Source organism: Enterocloster sp. 210928-DFI.2.20 (genome assembly GCF_020554465.1).
Classification (GTDB): domain Bacteria; phylum Bacillota; class Clostridia; order Lachnospirales; family Lachnospiraceae; genus Enterocloster; species Enterocloster bolteae.
On the sequence record NZ_JAJCHK010000052.1, the window covers coordinates 1 to 23,387 of the forward strand.

General features: G+C 42.7%; 16 protein-coding genes. 1 reads left to right on the plus strand and 15 read right to left on the minus strand.

The features are described 5' to 3' along the window. Nucleotides 1–32 precede the first annotated feature (32 nt). The 8 genes from LI015_RS26380 to LI015_RS26415 all read right to left on the minus strand — a co-directional run bounded on the left by LI015_RS26380 (nt 33) and on the right by LI015_RS26415 (nt 10,227). On the minus strand, nt 33–935 hold the full coding sequence (locus tag LI015_RS26380; RefSeq protein ID WP_227126664.1) for a glycine/betaine/sarcosine/D-proline family reductase selenoprotein B: 903 nt from the start codon (nt 933–935) through the stop codon (nt 33–35). 15 nt (nt 936–950) lie between these two features. Further along, the gene (locus LI015_RS26385) at nt 951–2,240 is read right to left on the minus strand and encodes a glycine/sarcosine/betaine reductase component B subunit (RefSeq protein ID WP_002565595.1); all 1,290 of its coding nucleotides are present in this window, start codon (nt 2,238–2,240) and stop codon (nt 951–953) included. A gap of 162 nt (nt 2,241–2,402) precedes the next feature. Beyond that, the gene (locus LI015_RS26390; protein ID WP_002565596.1) at nt 2,403–3,275 is read right to left on the minus strand and encodes a MerR family transcriptional regulator; all 873 of its coding nucleotides are present in this window, start codon (nt 3,273–3,275) and stop codon (nt 2,403–2,405) included. A 237-nt stretch (nt 3,276–3,512) separates the two neighbouring features. After that, the gene (locus LI015_RS26395; RefSeq protein WP_227126665.1) at nt 3,513–5,408 is read right to left on the minus strand and encodes an alpha-L-arabinofuranosidase C-terminal domain-containing protein; all 1,896 of its coding nucleotides are present in this window, start codon (nt 5,406–5,408) and stop codon (nt 3,513–3,515) included. A gap of 5 nt (nt 5,409–5,413) precedes the next feature. Continuing rightward, nucleotides 5,414–6,256 (minus strand): carbohydrate ABC transporter permease, encoded by an 843-nt coding sequence (locus LI015_RS26400; protein ID WP_002570645.1) that lies wholly within the window; start codon nt 6,254–6,256, stop codon nt 5,414–5,416. Between the two features lie 14 nt (nt 6,257–6,270). After that, entirely contained in the window at nt 6,271–7,161 is an 891-nt protein-coding gene (locus tag LI015_RS26405) for a carbohydrate ABC transporter permease (protein ID WP_227126666.1), read from the minus strand. 22 nt (nt 7,162–7,183) lie between these two features. Continuing rightward, entirely contained in the window at nt 7,184–8,470 is a 1,287-nt protein-coding gene (locus tag LI015_RS26410) for an ABC transporter substrate-binding protein (protein WP_118018552.1), read from the minus strand. After that, nucleotides 8,467–10,227 (minus strand): glycoside hydrolase family 2 protein, encoded by a 1,761-nt coding sequence (locus LI015_RS26415; RefSeq protein ID WP_117626837.1) that lies wholly within the window; start codon nt 10,225–10,227, stop codon nt 8,467–8,469. Before LI015_RS26415 ends, LI015_RS26410 begins: the two co-directional genes overlap by 4 nt. Nucleotides 10,228–10,566: 339 nt before the next feature. Between LI015_RS26415 and LI015_RS26420 the strand changes: the two genes are divergently transcribed. Next, a complete protein-coding gene (locus LI015_RS26420) occupies nt 10,567–11,535 on the plus strand; it encodes an ArsR/SmtB family transcription factor (protein ID WP_002570649.1) in 969 nt (322 codons plus the stop codon). 147 nt (nt 11,536–11,682) lie between these two features. Here the strand turns inward: LI015_RS26420 and LI015_RS26425 are convergent, their stop codons facing one another. The 7 genes from LI015_RS26425 to LI015_RS26455 all read right to left on the minus strand — a co-directional run bounded on the left by LI015_RS26425 (nt 11,683) and on the right by LI015_RS26455 (nt 23,045). Continuing rightward, the gene (locus LI015_RS26425; RefSeq protein ID WP_021895387.1) at nt 11,683–12,336 is read right to left on the minus strand and encodes a MutH/Sau3AI family endonuclease; all 654 of its coding nucleotides are present in this window, start codon (nt 12,334–12,336) and stop codon (nt 11,683–11,685) included. Nucleotides 12,337–12,349: 13 nt separating this feature from the next. Further along, nucleotides 12,350–14,224 carry an ABC transporter ATP-binding protein gene (locus LI015_RS26430; protein WP_002565605.1) on the minus strand — a complete coding sequence of 625 codons (1,875 nt, stop codon included), beginning with the start codon at nt 14,222–14,224 and terminating at the stop codon, nt 12,350–12,352. Continuing rightward, nucleotides 14,211–16,145: an ABC transporter ATP-binding protein gene (locus LI015_RS26435; protein ID WP_227126667.1), complete on the minus strand. Its 1,935-nt coding sequence runs from the start codon at nt 16,143–16,145 to the stop codon at nt 14,211–14,213. Before LI015_RS26435 ends, LI015_RS26430 begins: the two co-directional genes overlap by 14 nt. Nucleotides 16,146–16,240: 95 nt before the next feature. Beyond that, nucleotides 16,241–17,110 (minus strand): restriction endonuclease, encoded by an 870-nt coding sequence (locus LI015_RS26440; RefSeq protein ID WP_002570654.1) that lies wholly within the window; start codon nt 17,108–17,110, stop codon nt 16,241–16,243. Nucleotides 17,111–18,000: 890 nt separating this feature from the next. Then, nucleotides 18,001–18,858 carry a GIY-YIG nuclease family protein gene (locus tag LI015_RS26445; RefSeq protein ID WP_227126668.1) on the minus strand — a complete coding sequence of 286 codons (858 nt, stop codon included), beginning with the start codon at nt 18,856–18,858 and terminating at the stop codon, nt 18,001–18,003. A 46-nt stretch (nt 18,859–18,904) separates the two neighbouring features. Next, a complete protein-coding gene (locus LI015_RS26450; protein ID WP_227126669.1) occupies nt 18,905–21,469 on the minus strand; it encodes a DEAD/DEAH box helicase in 2,565 nt (854 codons plus the stop codon). A gap of 235 nt (nt 21,470–21,704) precedes the next feature. Next, on the minus strand, nt 21,705–23,045 hold the full coding sequence (locus LI015_RS26455) for a DUF262 domain-containing protein (RefSeq protein WP_227126670.1): 1,341 nt from the start codon (nt 23,043–23,045) through the stop codon (nt 21,705–21,707). Between the last annotated feature and the right edge of the window lie 342 nt (nt 23,046–23,387).

Genomic DNA, 23,387 nt, shown 5'->3' on the forward strand with positions numbered 1-23,387 from the left:
GTTCAATGCCAGAGTTTTGCTGGCATGATCACTCAAGATTCCGAGAGATCATTTAATACGTCGGCAGGAATCATTCGGTTGGGATCTTCCTGGGCATATACAGGATCGCAGCCTCCATGTATCATCTGATGCCTGGGCATATGGAAACCGCCGTAATCCTTACTAAATGAGTACTTTCCAAACTTAGTTGCAATACCGGTCTCAATATGGTCCGGGTTCCCCTCCGGCACAACAGCACCAGTTGTTACCAGGGCTATGACAGCCTTGGACAGCTCCTTAATGGCAGGCGCCGGAGGCACTCTGTTGTATGTAGGCATCGGCAGTTCTGTTTCGTAGGGCCTTCCATTGACCTTATTAAGCATCATTTCAACACACCTTTCAGCGCCGGTCTTGTTGGAAAATTTGTTGATTCTCTGTCCCCTTTGGATATAGTTGTCGGCCTTGGGGTTTAAGGACCTGGGGTCCGTAAGGACTTTCCTAATCAGGGCAGTCATATCCGCTATCGCAGACCTCATACTCCCGGCAGAATTTCTGGTTTTTGTAATAAAACCGTATGTACGGAACATTTCTGCACCGGGATTTTCGGGGTACATTCCCGAAAAAGCCGGTATGCCTTTCAGACTGCAGATTTTAAGAATGTTACCGCAGGCCATTCCGTAGCGTCCCGCATTGAAGGCAGGTCCTGCGATTACTATGTCCGGCTTATATTTCTCTAGGGCTTTTGCTACGCCTGCCGTGACCTCGTTAAGGTTCTCATTAAAATAATTATCACCGCATACAATGGTTGCCACAATCTCAGCTTCATCCCCCATTGCTGCCTTAAGCGCCACCCCCGGACCAATCATGGCGTTCTCTCTTACCGAAAGAGGTGTATCAGCCTTCTCTTCTCCGCCAATCTGGGCATAGAACTGATTTATATAATGAATAATCTTCATTCTCACCTATCCTCCTTACAGAACCACGGAGTACATCCTGGTCATCCCCATCTGGTTCATTGAACACATGATGGCGACCATGTTTACATCAACACTGCCATCTGCATTGTAACCGTCAAGAGAACCGCCGGAAAGTACCCTAATCTGTTTTGCATCTCCTATAATCCTATCCATCTTTTCCAGGTGAACGGGCATATAGTCCGCATCTGTCCCGGTATTGATACAGGCATCAGCCTCCGGTGTGCTGTCTGTAGTGCCCTCTTCCCCACAGCATGCGGAAAGCATGCCCACGGTTTTGATTCCTGCTTTTTCCAGACTGCGTATCATCATCATCAGATCCGCGTCCGGATTTCCCGCTCCCTCTTCCACTACCGCTGCAACATCCCAGCCAAGAGACCTGGCCATTCTGACAGCCGCGTGACTGTTGCGTTCCTTATCATGGAGTACCGTATGGGTGGGTGTTACAATACAGCCGGCAAATTCCAGATCCACACCATGGTGCTTATACAGCTCCTTTAACAGGGGATTATTCTGGTGGTCCCATGTGGTATTTTTATCACTGGCAATCACGCAGCATCCATTTACGATTGCACCGTCAAAGATCTCATTTGGATTCATGTAGACAGGGTTTGTTTTTCCCGCATTAACCCCGTATATGTAGTTATCATGAATCAGGCCCTGGGCCATAGCCATATAGATGACCCCGGCCTTTGGCAGTTTCCTGGCAGGGTCCACAGGGGTAAGCTGATAAGTCTCATATGCGTCGGCATCAGCATCCATTGCAGCCTCTGCAACATAATTGGCAGCATGGAGTCCCAGCAGCCTGCAGGCAGCTTCATGGGCATGGGGTTCTGTGCCATCCGGGCAATTTCCGACAACTACAATGTTGTTCAGCTTAGAGTAATAACAATAGTCCGCACAGGTTCCCTTCATATCAATCACACCCTCCTGCACACCAACTATGGTTCCTGTAGTAACAATGGCACAGCCTTTAAATACCTTAAGCCGTCCCTCTCCGCAGCCTTCATAGGCCCCTGCAAAGCCCGGGAAGGATGAACCTGCTCCCTTGCCGTCGAGCTTTACCCTTGGCTCAACCACATCCTTAACTGGTATGATTCTCACAGATTCACCTGGTCTTGCGAGATCAATGTCAATGGAGCTGAAGAAAGGATCCGCGATTGCCTCAACCATTTCCTGTTTGTTGATAAACAGGATGCCGGACCTGACTTCTGTTTTTGCGCCGAACCGGATGTCCTTTATATGGACGATTTCCATATCCAGACGCAGGTTTTTATCAGTACTCATCTGCTAACCTCCTCCTGTAAAATATTAAGAAAACGCGTTTTTCCTAAATTTGATTATAGAGATTCAAGTTGATGTAAAGTCAAGGTTTACCTGATAATTTTCAAACAAAAAAAGAGCGGAAAACGCTCTCTTTTTAAATGGTCCATATATCAAATCATTCATTTATTCAGGCAGCTCAATAGGGAACATCACATTGGTGATATAATTCTCAGAACCGCATATATTGGCGCAGCTTATCATGTATTCCTCTATGGGATTGCCTGAAATTTTCAGGCCGTATTCCGCACAATAATCCATCAGTTTTTCATACTGCTCCAAAATATTCCTGTATGGGCCCACATGGGACGTGTAAACACACCACATTTCGGGAAACAGGGTAATACCCTTCATGTCCTCTTCCGGCTTTACCACAGGTAATATCCACTGGGATTTATAAAAAGGTTTTTTTAAATGTTCCATACCAGGGTCCTCAAACCTGGACGTTGCAGGCCCGCAGATTCTCAGATGCTTTTGCTCACATATATCATAGAGAAGCCTGTGGGTGGTAGAAAACTTCTCCTGCTCATAAAAACACCTGTAAACCGGTATGGTGACAGCATAGGCCGCGGGGTAATACTTAATCTTGATAGGAATGTGGTTTTCCCTGCAAATCTTTGCGCTCTCAAAGTACCCTAACCCCATATCCACATTTCTCATCAATTCTTCCAGATATGCCTTTTTGAAAAGCAGATGGTCCAGCTCATCGTTAAGCAGAACCATCCTATTAATCAGTGCCTCACGCTGAAATGTGAGACTGCTTTTTTCACATAGTGCCTTAATGTCTGCTACGGTGAGACCCAGGCGTCTCATCTCGGATATAAACATGCATTTCATGACCTGCTCTTCCGTATAATAGCGGTATCCCGTCTCATCATCCCTTATTTGAGGCTTCAAAACACCCTGTTCATCATAAAAGCGGAGGGCTGTTGCCGGAATCCCTACAATATCGGCAAGCTTACCAATTGAATACAGATTATTTCCCTGCTCATCTCTCATAGATCCCCCCTGTTCTAAAACCTTCCACTTGGTGTAATGTTATTTTACACTATATATAGATACCTTTTCCCGTAGCCTCATAATATTCTGTCCCTGTCAACCCATTATTTCCAGTATATCACGAACCATAAAATCTTCTACCTGCTTTTGCGCAGTATAGGAATACAAAAGGCTGCCACGAAAAATAACTGTCTGAGTCATTTCGTGTGCAGCCTATGTCTGTGATATGAGAATATCTTATGGCAGAAGTACGATTCTATTTACAGAATGTTTCGCCAGCGTAACACTGCCGGACTGTGTCTGCATCATGCAGGCAGCCGGTACAATGGATTCATCCGGCAATGTGTTCATATCAGAAGTTTTCTCCGAAGTAATGGTGGTGATTTCTGCCTTTTCCACGGTTTTATTTGGAGTTTCATATTTAATTTCAAGAACCGCTTCCTGATCGCAGGAACGGTTCAGCGCAAAAATAACCGTATTTCCATTTTCGTCAAGGCAGGCCGCCGCATCCACGTAAGGGACACCGGAAAGCGGTTCTATATTTCCAATCTGTTCAGACGTACTGTAGGTTGGCGAGAAAACATCTATGTCTAAAACCTCTTTTAAACGGCTTCCGGAATACATGGACATAACATGGTACGTTGCAGTCCCAAATGCATGACCGTCCTTGCTTACAATGCATCCTCCGGGCCATCCATTCACCAAATCTGACAAATTGCACATGGCAAGCTTATCTGTATTCCTTAAAAACATATTGAGCATGCCGGCATTGAAAATAGCGGCCTCTAATGTCTGTTCCCGGTAAGAGTCAATAATGGTTCCCACATTATACTCTGTAACCGCTGCCATGGCAGCCGGATTGCCGCTTTTGCGTATGGTCTCGCAGGAGTCGTTTAAAATCCCTTCGTACTTTTTCACGGAACCAGCTGTTGCGTAGTAGATGTCCCTGCTGTCATGCTCGCCCTGTATCTCTTTCTGTGAATACATATGGAGACATACCACATCCATTTTGTCTCCGATGATTTCTGAAATCTTCCGGTTCCATTCCTGGGAAATGCTGTCTCCGTCCCCGCCGCATACCATGAAAGTGATGGTCGGATCCTTCTCCTTCATGGCTTCATAAAAGGATAGATACTTGACCGCATATCCGGAGGCATCCAGATGGCCTATTTCCCAATCACCAAAGGTTTCATTTCCGATATCCCAGTATTTGATATTCCAGGGTTCGGGATGACCGTGGGCAGCCCTTAACCGGCCGTAAGGCGTGTCGGCCAAGCCGTTGCAGTATTCCACCCAATTTGCGGCTTCCTCCGCTGTCCCGCTTCCAAAGTTGACGCAGATCATAGGTTCACAGCCGATTTTACGGCAGAACTCCATATATTCGTCCATACCAAAACTGTTATCCTCGTAACCGCCCCAATGCTCATTTTTACGGACCGGACGGGTGTCCCGCTCACCGATACCGTCCTCCCAGTGATAGCAGTCGGCAAAACAGCCGCCGGGAAAACGTATCACAGCAGGGGAAATGTTTTTTATCCGTTCAAATACTTCTCTCCATATTCCGTCTACCGTATCAGAAGGCATGAGAGAACAGCCATCCACCCATAATGTACCCGCTGCTTTTAATCGGATTTCCATTGTTCCTGTGTAAGTAACTGCAGCGGATCGAAAATCAAAACAGTATTTTTTCCATTCCCCGTTTACAGAAATGGTTTTGCTTAAAAATTCCCGTCCTTCTTTATCGTAAATTTCAATGGAAACAGGAACCTCCTGCTCAGACTTCATCCAGACATATCCTTCATACCTTCCATTCTGGATACATAAACCGGTCTGCGCGGTTCCGGCATACCCGTCATAATGGTTTCGGTCTGTTATCTTAAGAGAACAGCCTTCCCTGGAAATAGTGTGGTCCCAGTCCTGTTCAAAGTGAAAGGCATCTTTTACACCTGTCCGGTGCCAGAAATCAGGAACTCCGTCTTTTACGTGCTCCGATATTTCAAAACTCCTGTTTTTTAACAGCTGCGCCCACATGCCTTCGTCGATACAGTCTCTCATATATTCTATGAAGTGTCCGAAAATCAGAGGGTTTACAGGCCGTTTATTTCCTTCTTTGATAGTAATTTCCGCTTTCATTTGTTTTATCCTTTCATACCTGTCATTGCGATTCCCTGTACAAACTGCTTCTGCGCAATAAAGTAAGCGATTAAGATTGGCAGAAGGGACAGGCACGCGCCCGCCATAATAATACCGTATTCGACCACATGGGTTCCCATGAAGGTGGCAAGACCAGAGGGAAGGGTTTTCATATTATCATCCGTTGTCAGGAGCAGCGGATACAATAAGTCGTTCCACTGATACATAAAATGAAATATGAACAGGGATACAATGGCCGGTTTGCACAGCGGAACCATGATTTTCCTAAAAATCCCGAATTCCGTGCAGCCGTCAATCCGTCCGGCTTCTTCCAGCCCTTTGGGAAGGGAGATAAAGAAGGAGCGCATCATGAAAATACCAAAGGCATTGGTTGCCCGCGGAAGGACCAGTCCCGGATACGTATTGATAAGGCCAAATTTAAAAATTTCAATGTAGAGCGGAACCATGATTACCTGGAAGGGAATCATCATGGTTCCCATAACCATAAGAAACATAATGTTTTTTCCGGGGAAATTCATTCTGGCAAAGGCATAACCTGCCATGGTGTCAAACACCAGCGATGTAACGGTCACTGCTGTGGAGAAAATAATGGTATTGCGGTAGTATTTTAAAAATGGAACCCGCTTCCAGATATTGATATAGGAATCCAGACTGAACCTTCCCGAAAACAGCTTTGGCGGATAGGATACAATCTCGGCTTCCGGTTTAAATGATGTGACCAGCATCCAGATAAACGGGTACAGAACAATAAAGGCCAGGGCTGCAAGCAGGATGGTTATAATGATCTTCCCGGCATTTTTCCGGTAAATGTTATTTGTCCGCGTCATGTGTATTCCTCCCGTCAGCCCAAATCTTCTTCACCTTTTGTCATATGTTTAAAGGTGAATACTGAAATAATAAAGGTGATGATAAACAGCGCAACCGCAATGGTGGACGCGTAGCCCATGTTGAACGAATCAAAAGCCATGCTGTATATAAGCTGCACCAGTGTCTGTGTCTTAAATAAAGGTCCGCCCTTCGTCATGATGTATACCTGGTCGAATACCTGGAAGGAGCCTATGATGCAGTTCACAACCGTAAAACTTAACGTCGGCATCAGCATGGGGATGGTGATTCCCCTGAATTTCTGGAATCCGGTGGCGCCGTCAATATTGGCGGCCTCATAATAGGACTCATCAATTCCATTTAATCCTGCCAGAAGGATGACCATATTAAAACCAAAATTTTTCCATACGCTGACAAGAATAACCGTAGGCATGGCCCATGTGGGACTGCTCAAAACATTGATTGGGTTGAAACCAAGGAGTTTTGCCCAGTAGCAGAACATTCCGATGTCCGGATTAACCAGAAAACTCCATAGGATGGAAACAATGGTCATGGAACAGATGGCGGGAATAAAATAAACAGACTTAAAAAATCCGCTCAGCCATCCCTTTCTTTTTACCGCAACCGCCGTCACAAGAGCCAGCCCGATTTGCACGGGAACCGTGAAGGCGGTGTAATAAACCGTATTAAAAAGGGCATTCCAAAACTTTTTATCACCCGCCAGCTTTGCGTAATTACCCAGCTTTTGAAACTGGAAATTCTGGAACATCATGTCGAATTTGAAAAAGCTGAATATAAAAGCGATAATCAGCGGAATAAATACGAATACGGTAAAAATGGTCATGGAGGGGAGAACGAAATAAAGGCCGGCTCTTTCCCTCTTTCTTTCCAGTGAAGTTTTCATCATTTACATTCTCCTCTACAGGGTCCTATTCCAGCATGCTCTGAATGATGTCATTTGCTTCATCCAGGGATTCTTTTACATCTGCGTTCTGCAGAAGAATTTTTTCAAATGCAGGAGTAATAGCCTGATTCTCAATATCTGCAAAGTTAGTTAACTGCTGCAAATACATCTGGCTCTCATTTGCCGGTTTTGCAAATTCTTTGATATATGGATTTTCGTTTAAACGCGCATCGTCCGCGATATCAGTTCTTGCAGGCGGAAATCCTGTTCCCAGGCACCACTCAACCTGTGTGTCAACAGAATTCCAGTATTTGAAAAAGTCGTAAACCGCCTCTTTATTCTTACTGGATGCAGTTAAAAACATGCCAACACCGTTTGCCTGTGTAACCTGCTGCTCTGGTCCCTTTGGCGCCTGCGCAACACCAAAATCAATGCCTGCGTTCTTAAATCCGGTGGTTGCCCATGGCCCGCAGAAGTACATGGCCAGTTTCTGGCTTTCAAACAGCTTGTCAATTTCACCTCCGGTTAAAACCTCCGGACCAAATTTCTTGTCACGGATATTTTCCGCCCACCTGGTGATGGTTTCCACATTTTCAGGACTGTTGAAAACAGCTTTTCCATCTTTTATGAAATCTCCGCCATTTCCCCACAGCATGATACACCACATTGGGGTTGTCTCCTTAACCGCCATGTCAAAACCGTATTTTCCTGTTTTCTCCACAATCTGCTCTGCATACTGCTCCAGTTCATCCCAGGTTGCAGGAGGCGTTTCCGGGTCTAATCCGGCTTCTGTAAAGATTGTTTTATTGTAATATAAAAGAAGGGTTGCAAAGTTCATGGGTACGCCGTAATAGGTCCCCTTCCACTTTAAATTGTCCTTCAGCGCATCGGGCACCACTGATTCATCAATGATTCCATCTGCATAAGCATCGTCAACAGGCGCCAGGGCACCCGGTTCCGCATACGTGCCAAGGCGCTCCGGAGCAAATGCCAGGATATCAGGCCCCTCGCCTACAGGAAGTACCGTGGCGAGCTTCTGGTAAAGGCTGTCCCAGGGCATTATATTCATCTGTACTTCAATGTTTTTATCATTGGTATCATTGTACTTTTGAACAAGTGCTTCCAGGGTGTCCTTATCAGAACCCGTAAAACCGTTCCAAAAGGTAATTACTGTTTTTCCGCCCTCAGATCCCTCTGTCTGGGCTGCTTCACTTTTTGTTTCTGCCGCTCCATTGGAACCGGAGCATCCGGTTAAGGCAGCTGACGCCGCCATGATTCCTGCCAGTCCAAGTGCTAATAATCTCTTTCTCATTTTCTTCCTCCTTGTATAATGGTTCTTATTTTTTCGGCACCCACTTTGTCCCGTCTGTTCATATCCATGTGTCCGTTTTGTTCCTGTTCTACGTCGGTCAGCTGTGTGTAACAATATCCGCTGATAAAATCCATACTATATATCGCGTCTGTCAGGCTATTCAGCCGTTCCAGATAACTGCCTTCTGATGTTTCTGCGTTCCCATATCCCCACGCCTTTTCATCCTTACAGAAAGCGATTCCGCCAAATTCACTTAAAATAATAGGCTGTCCCTCATAACGGAAGCCGCCGGCAAAGGCATAGCGCTCCCCGTTAAAGGATTGGGTATTGGACAGGTTTTGTTCCCAATCCGTCCAGTGGCTAAGAAGATCCTCCCCATATTCCGCATAATCATGAAGTGTTATGATATCGGATTTCGTGTGCTCCCATCCGTCGTTGCTGATGACAGGCCGGGTGGTGTCCAGGGATTTCGTCAGATAGTAAATGGCTTCCGTAAAAACCTGCTGTTTTTTATCACATAGGATTCTTGGAATCCCCCAGGATTCATTAAATGGAACCCAGGTAATGATGGACGGATGGTTATAATGCTGTTTTACAATGTCAACCCACTCTTTTGTCACACATTCAATGGCCCTGCGGTCAAATTCATAGAACGAAGGCGCCTCGCACCAGACAGTAAGACCATAGACATCAGCCCAGTAGTAGAAGCGTTCGTCTTCAATCTTTTGGTGTTTCCTCACTCCGTTATATCCATATTCCAGTATTTTTTTAATATCCAGAATCAGCGCCTCTTCATCCGGCGGGGTCAGCAGGGACGATTCCCAGTAGCCCTGGTCCAGCACCATCTTTAAATAAAAGTCCATGTTATTGAGTTTTACTCTGCCGGAATCAGTGGATATTTTCCGTAAACCGAAATAGGAACCAACCTCATCAATTACCTTCCCATTTTTATAAATTCTGATGCATACATCATAGAGGTTAGGTGATTTAGGACACCAGTATCGTACTTTCCACTTGATTTCATCATTAACAAGAGAGATTTTTTTGGAAAACGCATTTTTTATGACTTTATCTTTTCCGGAATAAATGGTAAAATTCTCAAATGTAATAATGGTTTCAATTTCAAATGAATCAGAGCTGTCCTTCCATAAATTCAGTTCATAATCAACTTCCAGGGAATTTTCGTCATAGAGAGGTGTTAAATAAAGGGCTGTTAAATAACTGCTGTCAGTTTCTTCTGCCCATACATCCTTCCAGATTCCCGTTGTCTGGGTATACCAGCAGTCATAATTTTGTTTAAGCCACCGCTGTTTTCCTCTGGGCTGTACGGTCGAATAGGTATCTTCAATGCGGCAGACCAGCTGATTCCCCGTTTTTTTCAGTGCTTCTGTAATATCAAAGGTGAATCTGGTATATCCGCCTTCGTGAACTCCCATATAAATTCCATTGACCCAGAGCTCCGTCCGGTAATCCGATCCTTCAAAGTTTAAAAGGATTCTTTTCCCTTCGTGAAGTTCAAATGACTGGCTTCTGGAATACCAGACAACATTGCATTCATCCTGTACCCCAATTCCGCCCGCCGGACTTTCATACGAAAACGGAACGATAATTTTACGGTCTTCAAATCCATTCTGCCATCCGCATTTGATTCCCTCCTTTCGGGGATCGAATCTGAAGTTCCATTCTCCATTCAGGGAGAAAAATGATTCCCTCACGAACTGTGGTCTGGGATATCCTTTTTTATAAAATTTTGTCATGGCACCCTCACATCTTTACTTGCAGTTTTAATGTACCTTTAAAATAGCACTTATTGTACAAAATGTCAATATATTATGGGTATAATAATAAAATATTTGTGCATATTTCCAAAATTAATGTTTTGGTGTGGTTTGATTAATACAGTATTACTGTAACAAATGGCAGAATTAACATTCTATCTCCTTGTTTTTTACTTTTACACCCGATATAATAATACAATAAAGCATTCTGAATGGGTATGGCTGAAAAAGGTTTGCTATGCAGGAAGTTGTATGTGTGTAAAAGTCAGCTATGTGTAAAAATTGGCTATGCATAAAAGTCAGCTGCGGGGGGTATCTATGAATCGGCAATCAGCAAATGAAAAAGAAAAGATAGACCGGCATATTGTACTTGACATTGATTCGGAAGAGAATTTTGAATTATTTGAACGGCTTGGGAAGGCACTTTCATCCAGAGTCAGAATCCGGATGCTGGCGCTGTTAAAACATAAGTCCATGAATATCGTGGAACTGGCGCAGGAGCTTACGATTCCTGTTTCATCGGCTGCATTTCATGTGAATATGCTGGAAGAAGCCAATCTGATTAATACAGAGATGCTTCCGGGCGTCCGGGGTTCCCAAAAAGTATGCAGTTCCAGGGCAGAGGATGTGTTTCTGTCTATCAACACTTCCCCCCAGGAAAAGGAGCGGCGGTCATTCAGCGTGGATATGCCCATTGGGAATTATTACGATTTCAGGATTCATCCGACCTGCGGAATGGTAAACGAGGAAACCTACATTGATTCCTGCGATGATATAAAATCTTTTTACTCACCCGGCAGAAGCGCGGCACAGTTAATCTGGTTCCAGAGGGGTTTTGTGGAATACCGCTTCCCGAACCATTTCATCAGCGGCAAAAATCCAAATTATGTATCATTCAGCCTGGAAATCTGCTCCGAGGCACCTGGATACCGGAATGTGTGGCCCTCCGACATTACATTTTCCATCAATGACAGGGAACTTCTTACCTATACCTCTCCTGGTGATTTTGGAGGAAGGCACGGAAAACTGACACCGATCTGGTGGACAGACGGAAACACACAATTCGGTCTTTTAAAAACAATCAGCGTGGATGGGAGCGGAACTTATTTAGACGGGGTGATGAAATCAGAAGAAATCAACATTGATACCCTTGCGCTTTCAGCCCAGCCCTATATCTCTTTTAAGATAGAAATTAAAAAGGACGCAAAACATGTGGGCGGAATCAACATTTTCGGAAAATCATATGGAGATTATCCACAAAATATAGTGATGCATGTGGAGTATTGACCGGCGGGGGCCGGTTAGCAGAATAAAAAGGCGGGGTGAAATCAGACGTATATTAAAAAACGGGCCGGCGGTGAATAGCCGGAATCGGCAAGGCCGGCAGAAGAAGGCCGGATTCGGCCTTCCTGACAAATGTTCCGGTACCCATACCTATCTGCTTATACTGCGGATATCATAAACAAACTCCTTACGGAAATAGAACGCATGGTTCTTATTTGAAACATAACGGCCATATACTTCGGAATAAATAGGGTGATACGGCATTGAATCCTTGCTCCGCACCTGTATATGCTGTCCGTTGGATGTATGTATACGCCTATCCGGGCTTGTCTCTATGTGCATCCTCAGCTGCCTGCAAATGGAGTAGTAATCTGAACGCCAAATATCCCGAAGCTGCGCATACCGGGGCGAACTGAGATCGATATGGATGCTGGGCAAAAACATCCAGTCTTTGGGATCGCCGTCTTTACAGACCGGCACATATAAAATATTGCTGATTTTTTCGTACAAATGCGTTTCCTCAAAGGGGCGCTCCTGAATAAGTTCATCGATCACACTGCTAATCTGTGTAATAAAAACCGTTTCCTTTGGATTACCTGCATTATCACACTTGTTAGTTTTCAATTCCCCATCATCAAAATCCAGATTTGTGCTGGACAAATGCATTCCCAGGGCCAGCTCCAAAAGCTGGCCTGTTTTCCCTTTATTAATGATAATCATGTTCATATCGTTCTGGCTGAACAATTCCTCAAATCTGATACCTGCTAATTTATTAAACCGGACACACGCTTCTTGAAGTCTCATTTTTTCTCCTTATTTATGGCTGGCATACTGATTCCCAATCTGTTTCTCCCGCGAACGTTGCCCCTGCGAACACCTTCATAGCCTCCTCTTCCTCAAACTGCCTGGAATACAGTTCATAATAATATCCCTTTTGCTCCAGCAGTTCCGGATGACTGCCCCGCTCTATGATTTTCCCGTCCTTTACAACCAATATCAAATCAGCCTGACGGATTGTGGATAAACGGTGTGCAATCACAAAGGAAGTATGTCCCTTCAGCAGATGGTTGGTGGCATCCTGAATCAGTTTTTCCGTCTGGGTATCAATGGAGGAGGTGGCCTCGTCCAGAACGAAAATGGCAGGATTGGCCAGAACTGCCCGCGCAAACGAAATCAGCTGCTTCTCGCCTGTGGACAACAGGCCTCCGCTTTCACCCACATCGCTGTCATATCCCTTTTCCATTTTCGCCACAACCATGTCCGCAGACACATTCCTGGCCGCCTCCTCAATCTCCTCATCCGATGCATCCAGGCGGCCATACCTTATATTTTCCCGCACAGTTCCCGAAAACAGATGCGGATTTTGCAGCACATAACCAATCTGGCTGTGAAGCCACAGCTGCGACCGTTCCCGGTAATCCACGCCGTCAATCAATATCCTTCCCTTTGTAGGTTCAAAGAAACGCCCCACCAGGTTCACAAGGGTAGACTTTCCCGCCCCTGTCTCACCCACAATGGCAACATTCATGCCGGCAGGCACATGAAGGTTAAAATGTTCCAGCACATATTCCTTCCCGTCCGGGTACATAAAGGAAACATCCTCAAACACAATGTCTCCCTGGATTTTTTCCCAATTACACTTATTGGGTGAAAATGCGTCCCCGTACTTCCTGAGCACATCGGTTCTGTCCACCACATTGGGCTTTTGTTCCAGCAGATCCATCACCCGCTCAATATTTGCCTGACAGGAAATCAACTCCGCCAGCAGCCTGGCAAGCTGCTGTATGGGTTCAAATATAACAACCGCATACGAGATAAATACAGACAGCGTCCCCAGTTTAATGATATTTTCCTGGACCATATAGCCACCCTTTGCCAACACCACAGCTGAGGCCACAGAACTGAAAAACAAAATAGCCGGAATATAGACCGCATTCAGCTTAGCCGAACGGATCGCCGCCTGATGCATATCCGATGTCTTTTCAAAGAAGCGTTTTTCATTGTCCGATTCAATGACCATACTCTTTGACGTCTTAACCCCGGTAATGCCTTCATTGTAGGCGCTGGTAATCTGGGAATTGATCCGCCTCACCTTCCGGTTCCATTTCAGAATCCGATTCTGGAAATACACGGTCAAAAGGGCAATACACGGAACAATCATGGTGATGATAAATGCCAGCTGCGCGTTCAGCATAAACATAATCACAAACACACTGACCACATAAATCAGGGCCCAGAACATATCCACCAGGCCCCAGGCTATCATCCCCGCAATCCTCAGAGTATCACTCATCACCCGGGCGTGGATATATCCCACCGGAGTCGTATTATAGTAGGAAAACGACAAGGTCTGCAAATGTTTAAACTGCGCTCTCTTTAAATCCTTTCCCACATTCATCTCTATGGATGTAGCCGCGTGAACCGACACATACACGCAGACAGTCTGGGCCACAATAACAGAAATATAAACCAGGGTAAATACTCCAAGCCCATCCAAACGGTCCGGGATAATGAATGTGTCAATGGCATAGCTCTGGAACAGAGGCACAAGGATATCCACTCCCGCAAGCAGAATATTAAGACCCAGCGTAATTGCGAAAAACTTCTTATACGGCTTGAAAAACGGAAACAGCTTCATCCATATGCGGAAGCTAAAGGGATTGTTATACTCCTGTTCTTCATATGCTGCCATTGATTATCCCCCCATCCATCTTATCCTCTATCTTATTATCCTCTTTACTCTTCTTATCCTTTTTATTCTTTTTATCCTTTTCATCCTGTCCCATCAGGTCTCTGTCATCACGGCTCATCTGTATTTCATAAATCCTGCGATAGATTCCATTTCTCCGTATCAGTTCCCCGTGGGTTCCGCGTTCTTCTATTTTTCCCTGATTCAGCACCAGGATTTCATCCGCGCCCATAAGAGATGTCACTCTGTGGGATATCAGAATAACTGTAGCCTCCCTCATATGTTCCTTCAGCGCGCAGCGGATGCGGTAATCTGTCTGGGAATCCACTGCTGATAAGGAATCGTCAAACACCATAATGGGAGCTTTCCGAAGCAGCATTCTGGCAATAGCAATCCTCTGCTTCTGCCCTCCCGACAAAGTAACTCCCCGTTCCCCCACAAGAGTGTCATATCCATCCGGAAAACTCATAATGGCGTCGTCAATACACGCAATCTGAGCCGCGTACCGAATCTCCTCCAGAGACGCGCCTGGTACGGAAGCCGCTATATTTTCCCGGATTGTCCTGGAATACAAAAAGGGTTCCTGCAATACCATTCCTATATTTCTCCTGAGCTCCTCAATGGGGAGGTCCTTAACAGCTCTGCCGCCAATACAGATGCTTCCCCTGTTTTCCTCCAGCTCATAGAGCCGTGAAAGAAGCTGGATTACCGTAGACTTCCCGCTGCCCGTTCCGCCCAGAATCCCAAAGGTGCTACCTTCCGGAACTGTAAATGAAATATCCCGGAGCACATCCTTTCCTTCCTCATATCCGAAGGATACATGCTGGAAGGAGATATCATACTTTCCACTGGAATGTTCGCGTTCCTTCCCTCCTTTTTCATCTGTCTTTCCATAGGCTTCTTCCTGGGAGCGTATGATATAATCCACACGTTCAAACGAAACGCCAGCCTTGCTCATATCAGAGAGAATACGCCCAAGGCCGCGGATTGGCCACACCAGCGTTGAATTGTAAGCCGCAAACGCCACAAATTCACCAACCGATATGGAACCATTCACAGCTTCCACCACTCCGAAAATAATAACCGCAATCACCTGCAGCCCCGTTATCAGATCCCCAATCCCCCAATACAGTCCTGATAACGTCCCCAGACGAATCCACAGCTTGGCAAAGGCATTATTCTTCTTGTCAAACCGCTGCATCTCAAATTGTTCCCGTCCGAATGCCCGCACCACGCGCACTCCTGTTGCATTCTCCTGCACGACCGTGGAAAGTTCTCCCTCTGCCTCGTCCGCAGTGGTAAACCGCTTGGCTATCAGCCGGTAAAACACAGTGGAGTACACCACAACAACCGGCACGAACAGGAGAACGATGCAGGAAAGCTTCACATTCATGGAAAACATCATGACAAAAGACGTAAGCACAAGAAAGGCCGTGCGGAACACCTCCAGAAGCTGGGTAACCACAAATCCGCGTATCACCTCCACATCAGAAGTACACCGCTGGATAATATCCCCTGTCTGGTTCCTGTCATGCCATCTTATGGGAAGCTTCTGCACATGGATAAATAATGTATCCCGCAAATTTTTAGCAAAATTCTCCCCTGCCCTGGCTGTATTGGTACGGCTGATGTAGGTAAAAATACCGGAGGCGATTGCCACCGCCACAATCATCAGCGCCAGAACCCAGAGGTGGCTGGATAGGTACCTTCCGCTGGTTCCGCTGCTGCTGATGGTTCCGCTGCTTCCACTGAGCACCTCATCAATGCTGAAGCGAAAAATCTGCGGTGTCAGGGCATTTAATATGGTTGATACCAGGGATGCGGCTACGGCCGCGGCAAAATAGAGTTTGGAGCCCTGGAGGAATCTGAATATCAGATGGAGTTTTCTGTGTTTGGGGATTGTGTTTTTTTGTATGTTTTTCATATATTTACCCTTTTATATTGCTTATGATTAAATGCTTGATGCTATCCGGTTGATAAATACTGTCTATGTAAATGATGTACCAGTAAATCCGGGGCCTAAATTGATAAAAACCAAGCATCATCAATTACATAGTCATTGACCGGGGCAACTCCTAACTGTAATTCTCTCAACTTTTCTACCAATTCATCCCCATCAACTAAATCAATCGGAGTAGCTCCAGGTCTATTGGCCTCTTCAATTGCAGGTGCAGAAAACTTACCGGTTGTAATAAACAGGCCTTTATCAGCCCTTCCCTGCATAGCTCCTCTAAAATCCCGAATTTCACCAGCAGACACACTTCCTGTATATCTTTTACACTGAAAAAGCATATGGAAGCTAATTATTCCATTCAATTTTATTATTCCCATTCCATCAATTCCACCATCCCCAGTCTTTCCCGTAACTTTTACTTGTGTAAATCCAGACTCTCTTAATAATCGTTGTGTTAAACGTTCAAATGCATCCGGTTTTAAATTTTTTAATACATTTTTGAGTTTTTCGCGCCATGTCTGGATTTCATCTGGTGTATCAACGCCGTCATTTTCTAAATTATGATCCTCAAGACTTATCTCTTTCGTATCTTTCATCTTTAATAAGGTCATTTCACGAACCTTTTTAACAATTTCATCCGAATTTATTTCCTGTAATTCACGGCCTACCGTAGTTAGCGCCCATACTCCACGTGCAGAATTCTCTAAAATTCCAACCTTTTTCATATATGTTCTTGTCCACGCCAACCTATATTCGACTTCTGATTTACTGGTATCACCATGCATAATTGTTAATACTTCTGGAGATAAACCTAATATTTCAATCGTTTTATCATCAATCTCTTGTATCGTTCCCGACCCCCCTAATTCTTTTATGGCCTGAAACAATTCCTGCATCATTTCATGATATGCCGGTACTTCCACTGTTTTTCTCATATAGCTCATCCCCTCTTTCTTACGTAATATCTCAAAACCCTTCTTACATAATTAACCAACCCTTTTCTACTAGGCAGATATAATCCATATTTAGATACTAACGAAATTCCTTTTTGCGAATCGCTCGAAATGATTGTTTTCCTAAAAATTATAACATGATTTTTCAGAACTGGCGACTCTCGTTTTATTCGAGGATTAATTTCGAGACGCGTCCTTTGTTTGTTTTCTACTTCCAACAATAAAATTTTCGATATCATAAGCATCAAAAACTTTATTCTATACAGTAGCCATGGCTCTCATCATGCTCCTGTTCCTCTATCTCTTGCCGACTGCCATCGGATTTCTCTAGCGGCAATTCAGCAAAAAACGGGGATATGCCACCTCATTTTTCAATCTCTTTTCTTCATAAAAACCGCCGCTCTTCACAAGCGACGGCTACCGTATTAATAAATAGTGTTTATAAATATTCTTTTAGTGTAAATATAGTCATCTCATCTTTTTGAATTGTATTTAACTCAAATAGATTTTCTCTGGTTGTCATTATATTTTGGAGATTATGACCTAAAATAATATATTGATTTTGAGAATCAAAAGATATATACTTGTCTTAATTATTTTGCATGTCTAAAACATTTTTGAATCAATATCGTTGGTGCATTTGGCATCTCCCTTTTTCAACATAACAAATTATCAACTGTTTTTCATAAGCATCTATTTTCTTCACATTATCTTTTATGATATTTTCATCATATTCCCTATTACACACAACGCTTCTTTCAATTTTCTTGATTTAAACTATTCGCGACCTCCAAATAAATCATAGTTTCTCATCGTATCACTCCGCATCACCTCCCATTATAACTTTTTCTTCTATCCAAGATAAACAATCGTTACTCCGTCAATTTTGCTTCGATTTCTTTTAGCGTTCTTCCATTTTTATCTTTCCAAGTTGCTGGTCCGCTTACACTATAGCCCAAAACAAACACTGCGGCGGCCGAAGAACTGGAAAATAGAATATCTTCTACAGTTTTCCAGTTCTTTACTTTCCCAGCATCAAGATACTTATTTCGTAATTTCACCATACCAGCACTAAGTGATTTCACGGTAGTCTTCTCATTTACTGACGATCCAGAAATCAAAACAAATCCTTCTGTTGTGATCATAGCCTTAGCTTCCGTGCCTCCAACCGTCAAATAAAGCATCTCATTATCCTGACTTGAAACACTGTCATTCTGAAGCATTGGTTCTAAAACCTTATAGCCCAATGAGCTAATAAGAATCTTGATGTTATCCACAAATTCTTCCATAGCCGCGATTTGTGATTCTTTCATCACTGTGTTCCGGTATGTATTTTTTGTTAGCACTATATAGCGCTTACTCTTGCGCGCTATTTCTACTAAACGATTTTCTAAATATCGTATTAGGGCTTTATTTAAATCTCTCTCAACAAACAGAACCGCTGTATTCCAATAATACTTTTCTTTTTCCGAGGAGTAATCACGTAAATGCTGTATTAAACGCTCTTGAATATTCTCTGCCTCACCGATATATACGGAATCAGAATCATCATCTTCTTTACAGAAGAGAAAATAGATTCCAGCGCCTTTTATATCATCACGATTACATTCGCTTACTTCAATTCGCGGGATTTTAATTGCCTTTCCATTCCAGTTAGACAATTCTGCCGTTATAAGGCTGTCTGCTGTACCATTCGCCAGAAACAGTTCTATCGATTTTCCATATGCCATAGATTCCTCCTTCAAAAAACATTCCGTATTTTCAAATAGGACTAATTCACAATTCTTTCATGACAACAGCAAATTTATCCACTGTATATGCTCCATCCATTCCTAAATCCTTATCCTTAAACACCATAAAATAGCGATACATGCGCCCAGCCTGTGCAGCCCACTTTCTGCCAAGACGTAACTTGGATTTACTATCATCTCCATCAAGATAATCGCCCTTTGCCTCAATCAAAACAATTTTTCCATCCTTTGTCATAACCATGAAATCCGGATAATGATTGATATATCCATTTAGTCTTAAATCTTTACGCTCAATGATTCTATGCCACCATTTCACATTTTCAAACCCTACTATCACATCAAGCAGATTATGCTCAAAATGATTCATATCATCTTTTTCTGCATCATACAATGAGTATGGAATCGAATCTGTAGTATATGCCGGGGTGATTACTTCTGGCAATACATAGTTTTCACGGCACACGATTTTCCCGCTATCGAGCCACTTGAAAAATTGCTGTTCACGATATATATTTTCCAATGTGTCTATCTTTTTCTGGATCTTATTCGCATAAACGGGGATGGCTGTTTCCATAGCAGTCAGCTCGTCATTACTCATATTAGAAATAATGCGATGCACATAATCTGATATTTCCGCCGCAGCGTATCTATTATTCTTGTTAATCTGATGGCAAATCATATCCGCGCATTGTTCAATTTTCTTTTCGGGCGGTAATTTTGAAAGGTACTCCCGGATATATTCACTCTCACTTTTAGATGTACGCTTGTATTTTGGTACAGCTTCTCCCTGTTCCTGGATATCTACCTTATACATTTCTCCTGTAGCAAGCTCAAAACTGATTGTAGCATCCTGCCCGCTTAAAGAAAATCCCTCTGACAGGTTCTCAGGTTCCAGCAATTCGTATTCATCACCAAATAAATCCGGCACTGTTTTTAGGAAGAACTGAGGAACATGTATTTTTTCCACTTCTTCTCTAAAATGTGATTGTATTTTATTTTGCTGCAGCATATCTCCCAGCTCGCCTCCAATCAACCCTGAATCATTTGTATCTGCAATGGCATCATTATATTCCTCTGCCTGTTTGGATGCCTCCTTAATCATGTCCACAATAGCTGGTGCCGCTTCTGCATTTTCACTTCCAGTCTCTAATACTCCCCGGATTTCTTCAGGAACTATATCCTCAAAAGTATCTGCCTCGTCTTGTTCCTGTTCTCCAGTCTGCAGACCCATTTGATGATAGGGTTCTTCCAGTGTGGGCGTTTCCGGTATTTCTTCTGCCTTTCCTATACGGAAATCCTTTCTTGAGAATCCTGCCTTATTTAATCCCGCTACGATATTCTCCAATGTATTATGGAAATCATTGGAACAGGTCAGCACATAAGAAGTGTTGAGAAGTGGGGCTGCATGCTGCTTCGCATATGGCTGCCTCAAAATCCGTCCTAGGATCTGTTCCACATCTACGGAAGACGTTTTATTAGCCAATGAAGCCAATATATAAGCAAATGGGCAATCCCACCCCTCCTTTAATGCATTAACCGTAATAATATACCGTATCTCACAATCATGCTTCAACAGATCCGTATTTCCCAAATCATCAACCTTTGAAGTCTTAATAGCGATCTCTTTTTCCGGTATGCCCATATCAACCAACATGGTCTTGATTTTATCAAAGGTTTCACTATCACCATTCGTTTTAGGCTGAGCCTGGAAAAGAACGATGGGGCGGATATAATGTCCGCCAGATTGCTCTTCTGCAATTGCCTGCCTCTCAATACTGCCCCGCAGTTGAATTGCATCCTGAATTACGCTCTGCCTATTGGTGCGATTATAGACCACCACCGGAAGCTTGACCATGTTTTCCTTTTTCAGTTCACGGGCATCCACATAGGAAATAATATTACTATTCTTACGCGGTGTCGCAGTCAAATCTAAAACAATGGACGGATTTAGGTTGTTCAGCATTTCTACGCTCAAATCTGATCCGGCATTATGGCTCTCATCTACAACCGTAACAGGGGAAAGATGGCGAAGTACCTGGATGAGCGCAGTATCCGGCGTATCCGCCAGCAACACATCATCATCCTTAAAAAATTCTGCAAAGCGAAGAAGATTCCCATTTTCCTGATATACCTTGCGTACATCTTTCTTCTTGCTGTCAATTCGCAGCGAACCATAGCTTAAGATACAAATCGTAAGCATTTCACGAACCGTATCTGGGGAAAATCCCTGTCCATTTAACAACATTTCTTTTGTGTATACACCAACCCGCCCTGCAAAATCCGACTCAAGCAGCCGCCGATATGGATGATTCACATCGGAAAGAGTTCTAATTGTCTGCATCAAAATGGGATCTGACGGAACAAGCCAGATGACCACACGTGGCTTATCCAAAGGCATTGCATCAAATATTTTCTTTATTGATGCGCAGGCCATGAAAGTTTTTCCGCCGCCTGTAGGAACTTTCATACAAATATGTGGAACACCAGCAATCGCATTTTGGTATGATGGAACACCACCAAATCCAATATGAATATCTTGTTGTTCCCAATAATCTTTCCACGCCTTAATCAAGTCGTTGTCACGATTCACGCAATCCAGATGTGTTGAGTGTATAAAAATGATGTTCACAGAGCAGAATTGGCCCTGGGCGGACATGCGATCTTCCCTCCCATATCAGAATAAATCCACTATGAAAAACGTGCATTTATATTTTCAACACTTCACTTTACTACTACCAATAAGAAATTCATTAAGTACCTTTTATAAGGCATACAAAACCTCATCAATACGATCCAGCTACTTATCTTTTCCACACCTATCTTTATTATTTTAACTTAATACTTAACATGTTAATAAATTTTTCAACTGTACATTCATTGGGAACCTTTTGTGCTATCTGGAAAAATTTTTTTATATTCTCAAACAGACATGCTTTGTTTATTTTAATCTCTTCTAAAGTAATGTTAAATAACATTGCCCATAAAAAATAATAGTTTTGATCAGTTTTATATAGTGTCCCCTTTCTCGAATGATTAAAAAGATCTCTCATTCTATCTGTATCATTATCTATTAGTAAAAGAATCTTTTCAATAAAAAGCTCGACATTATCTAATGCACTTATAAAAAGTTTAGGTGAATTAATTGATAAATCACTTAACGTTTTTGTTACATTATCTTTACTCATTATTCTTGAGCACATTCTGTCATTTCTTTTATAAATATTTAAAACATTGCAAATATCAGTATTAGGTTGATTCATTCTGTAATCAATATAAGCCAGAGATGTTATTAACTCTTCTAGCTTCATTCGATTATCCTTAGCTCTAAATACCTTCTTTTCGTATTTATTAGCTATACTCTTGACTTTAATAACAATATCTTTATCTACATAAGCGTTCCACATTTCAAAAGTATTTTCTTTAATAGGATATGGCTTTGTATTTAATCTTAAAAATAAATCGATGGGACTAAAATCCGGATTTTGTTCATAATCGATCTCGATTATATCCATAGGAAATTCTAACACTTTTTCTTCAAAATTGCTGCCTATGTTTTCAATACTTTTACCTTCCAATTCCGACAATATCTTTATTTTTGTAAGTTTAAATCTATCCTTATTAGAATTAACAACCCCTCCTCTTTCATCTACATATGTCCTCCCCAAAAATCCTAGTATAGTAAGAAGTCTTTGTTGACCATCTACTACCTCTTTAACCTTATCTGCACGTTTATATACAAATAACGGTGGTATATTAATTCCTAGTAGAATGCTCTCCATCAAATAAGACGCTTTCTGTAAATTTTTCACTTCTGATCTCTGGTAATCTGGCCTTATTAAAAATCTAGATTTTTTCATATCAGAAATAATATCCTCAATGGTTAATGTTTCAGGTAATGGTTTATTAATTTTATAGTGTTTAATTTCATCAATCTCACCTTGATTCATAATATTCTTAAAGGATTCTGAGTCCTTTAAATGTTTTTGAAAATCAATATTAAATACTATTTGAAAAATATTTGCAACTAAATTATATCTATTGTTTATCGCAGAGTAATAATGGCTCCCATTGGGCTCAAAAATAAGTTCTATATTTTTTTGTGAATTGTTTATAATCCTTTGCCATATTTCATCACATTGACTAGCATTATCAAGCAGATCATACACCTTTTCTATATCTTCATCTTTAATTTCATTTTTATTTCTAAGTACAATAGATGTTCCCCAGTAAAGAACCTCATAAAACAGTTTACTATTACTTAGATATTTATTTCGAACTTTACTACGTCGATAGAACTTCTTTAAATATTTTATAACGGTTTGAAATTTCTTCAGTTCATCTTTAACATCTTTTTTTGCAATATTTGCATAATAATACTGACAAATTATATCAGATTTTGAACTACCTTTAGCGTAACTGTAAATTGGAATATAAGGAAGTGTTATTAAGTTTCATGATCTCTCGGAATCTTGAGTGATCATGCCAGCAAAACTCTGGCATTGAACTTT

What these genes read in the sequence shown, in the direction of transcription:
- LI015_RS26435 (WP_227126667.1), bottom strand. Translation starts at nt 16,145, where the DNA reads ATGAAAAACATACAAAAAAACACAATCCCCAAACACAGAAAACTCCAT.
- LI015_RS26390 (WP_002565596.1), bottom strand. Translation starts at nt 3,275, where the DNA reads ATGAGAGATGAGCAGGGAAATAATCTGTATTCAATTGGTAAGCTTGCC.
- LI015_RS26410 (WP_118018552.1), bottom strand. Translation starts at nt 8,470, where the DNA reads ATGAGAAAGAGATTATTAGCACTTGGACTGGCAGGAATCATGGCGGCG.
- LI015_RS26430 (WP_002565605.1), bottom strand. Translation starts at nt 14,224, where the DNA reads ATGGCAGCATATGAAGAACAGGAGTATAACAATCCCTTTAGCTTCCGC.
- LI015_RS26380 (WP_227126664.1), bottom strand. Translation starts at nt 935, where the DNA reads ATGAAGATTATTCATTATATAAATCAGTTCTATGCCCAGATTGGCGGA.
- LI015_RS26440 (WP_002570654.1), bottom strand. Translation starts at nt 17,110, where the DNA reads ATGAGAAAAACAGTGGAAGTACCGGCATATCATGAAATGATGCAGGAA.
- LI015_RS26385 (WP_002565595.1), bottom strand. Translation starts at nt 2,240, where the DNA reads ATGAGTACTGATAAAAACCTGCGTCTGGATATGGAAATCGTCCATATA.
- LI015_RS26405 (WP_227126666.1), bottom strand. Translation starts at nt 7,161, where the DNA reads ATGATGAAAACTTCACTGGAAAGAAAGAGGGAAAGAGCCGGCCTTTAT.
- LI015_RS26445 (WP_227126668.1), bottom strand. Translation starts at nt 18,858, where the DNA reads ATGGCATATGGAAAATCGATAGAACTGTTTCTGGCGAATGGTACAGCA.
- LI015_RS26395 (WP_227126665.1), bottom strand. Translation starts at nt 5,408, where the DNA reads ATGAAAGCGGAAATTACTATCAAAGAAGGAAATAAACGGCCTGTAAAC.
- LI015_RS26420 (WP_002570649.1), top strand. Translation starts at nt 10,567, where the DNA reads ATGAATCGGCAATCAGCAAATGAAAAAGAAAAGATAGACCGGCATATT.
- LI015_RS26400 (WP_002570645.1), bottom strand. Translation starts at nt 6,256, where the DNA reads ATGACGCGGACAAATAACATTTACCGGAAAAATGCCGGGAAGATCATT.
- LI015_RS26425 (WP_021895387.1), bottom strand. Translation starts at nt 12,336, where the DNA reads ATGAGACTTCAAGAAGCGTGTGTCCGGTTTAATAAATTAGCAGGTATC.
- LI015_RS26415 (WP_117626837.1), bottom strand. Translation starts at nt 10,227, where the DNA reads ATGACAAAATTTTATAAAAAAGGATATCCCAGACCACAGTTCGTGAGG.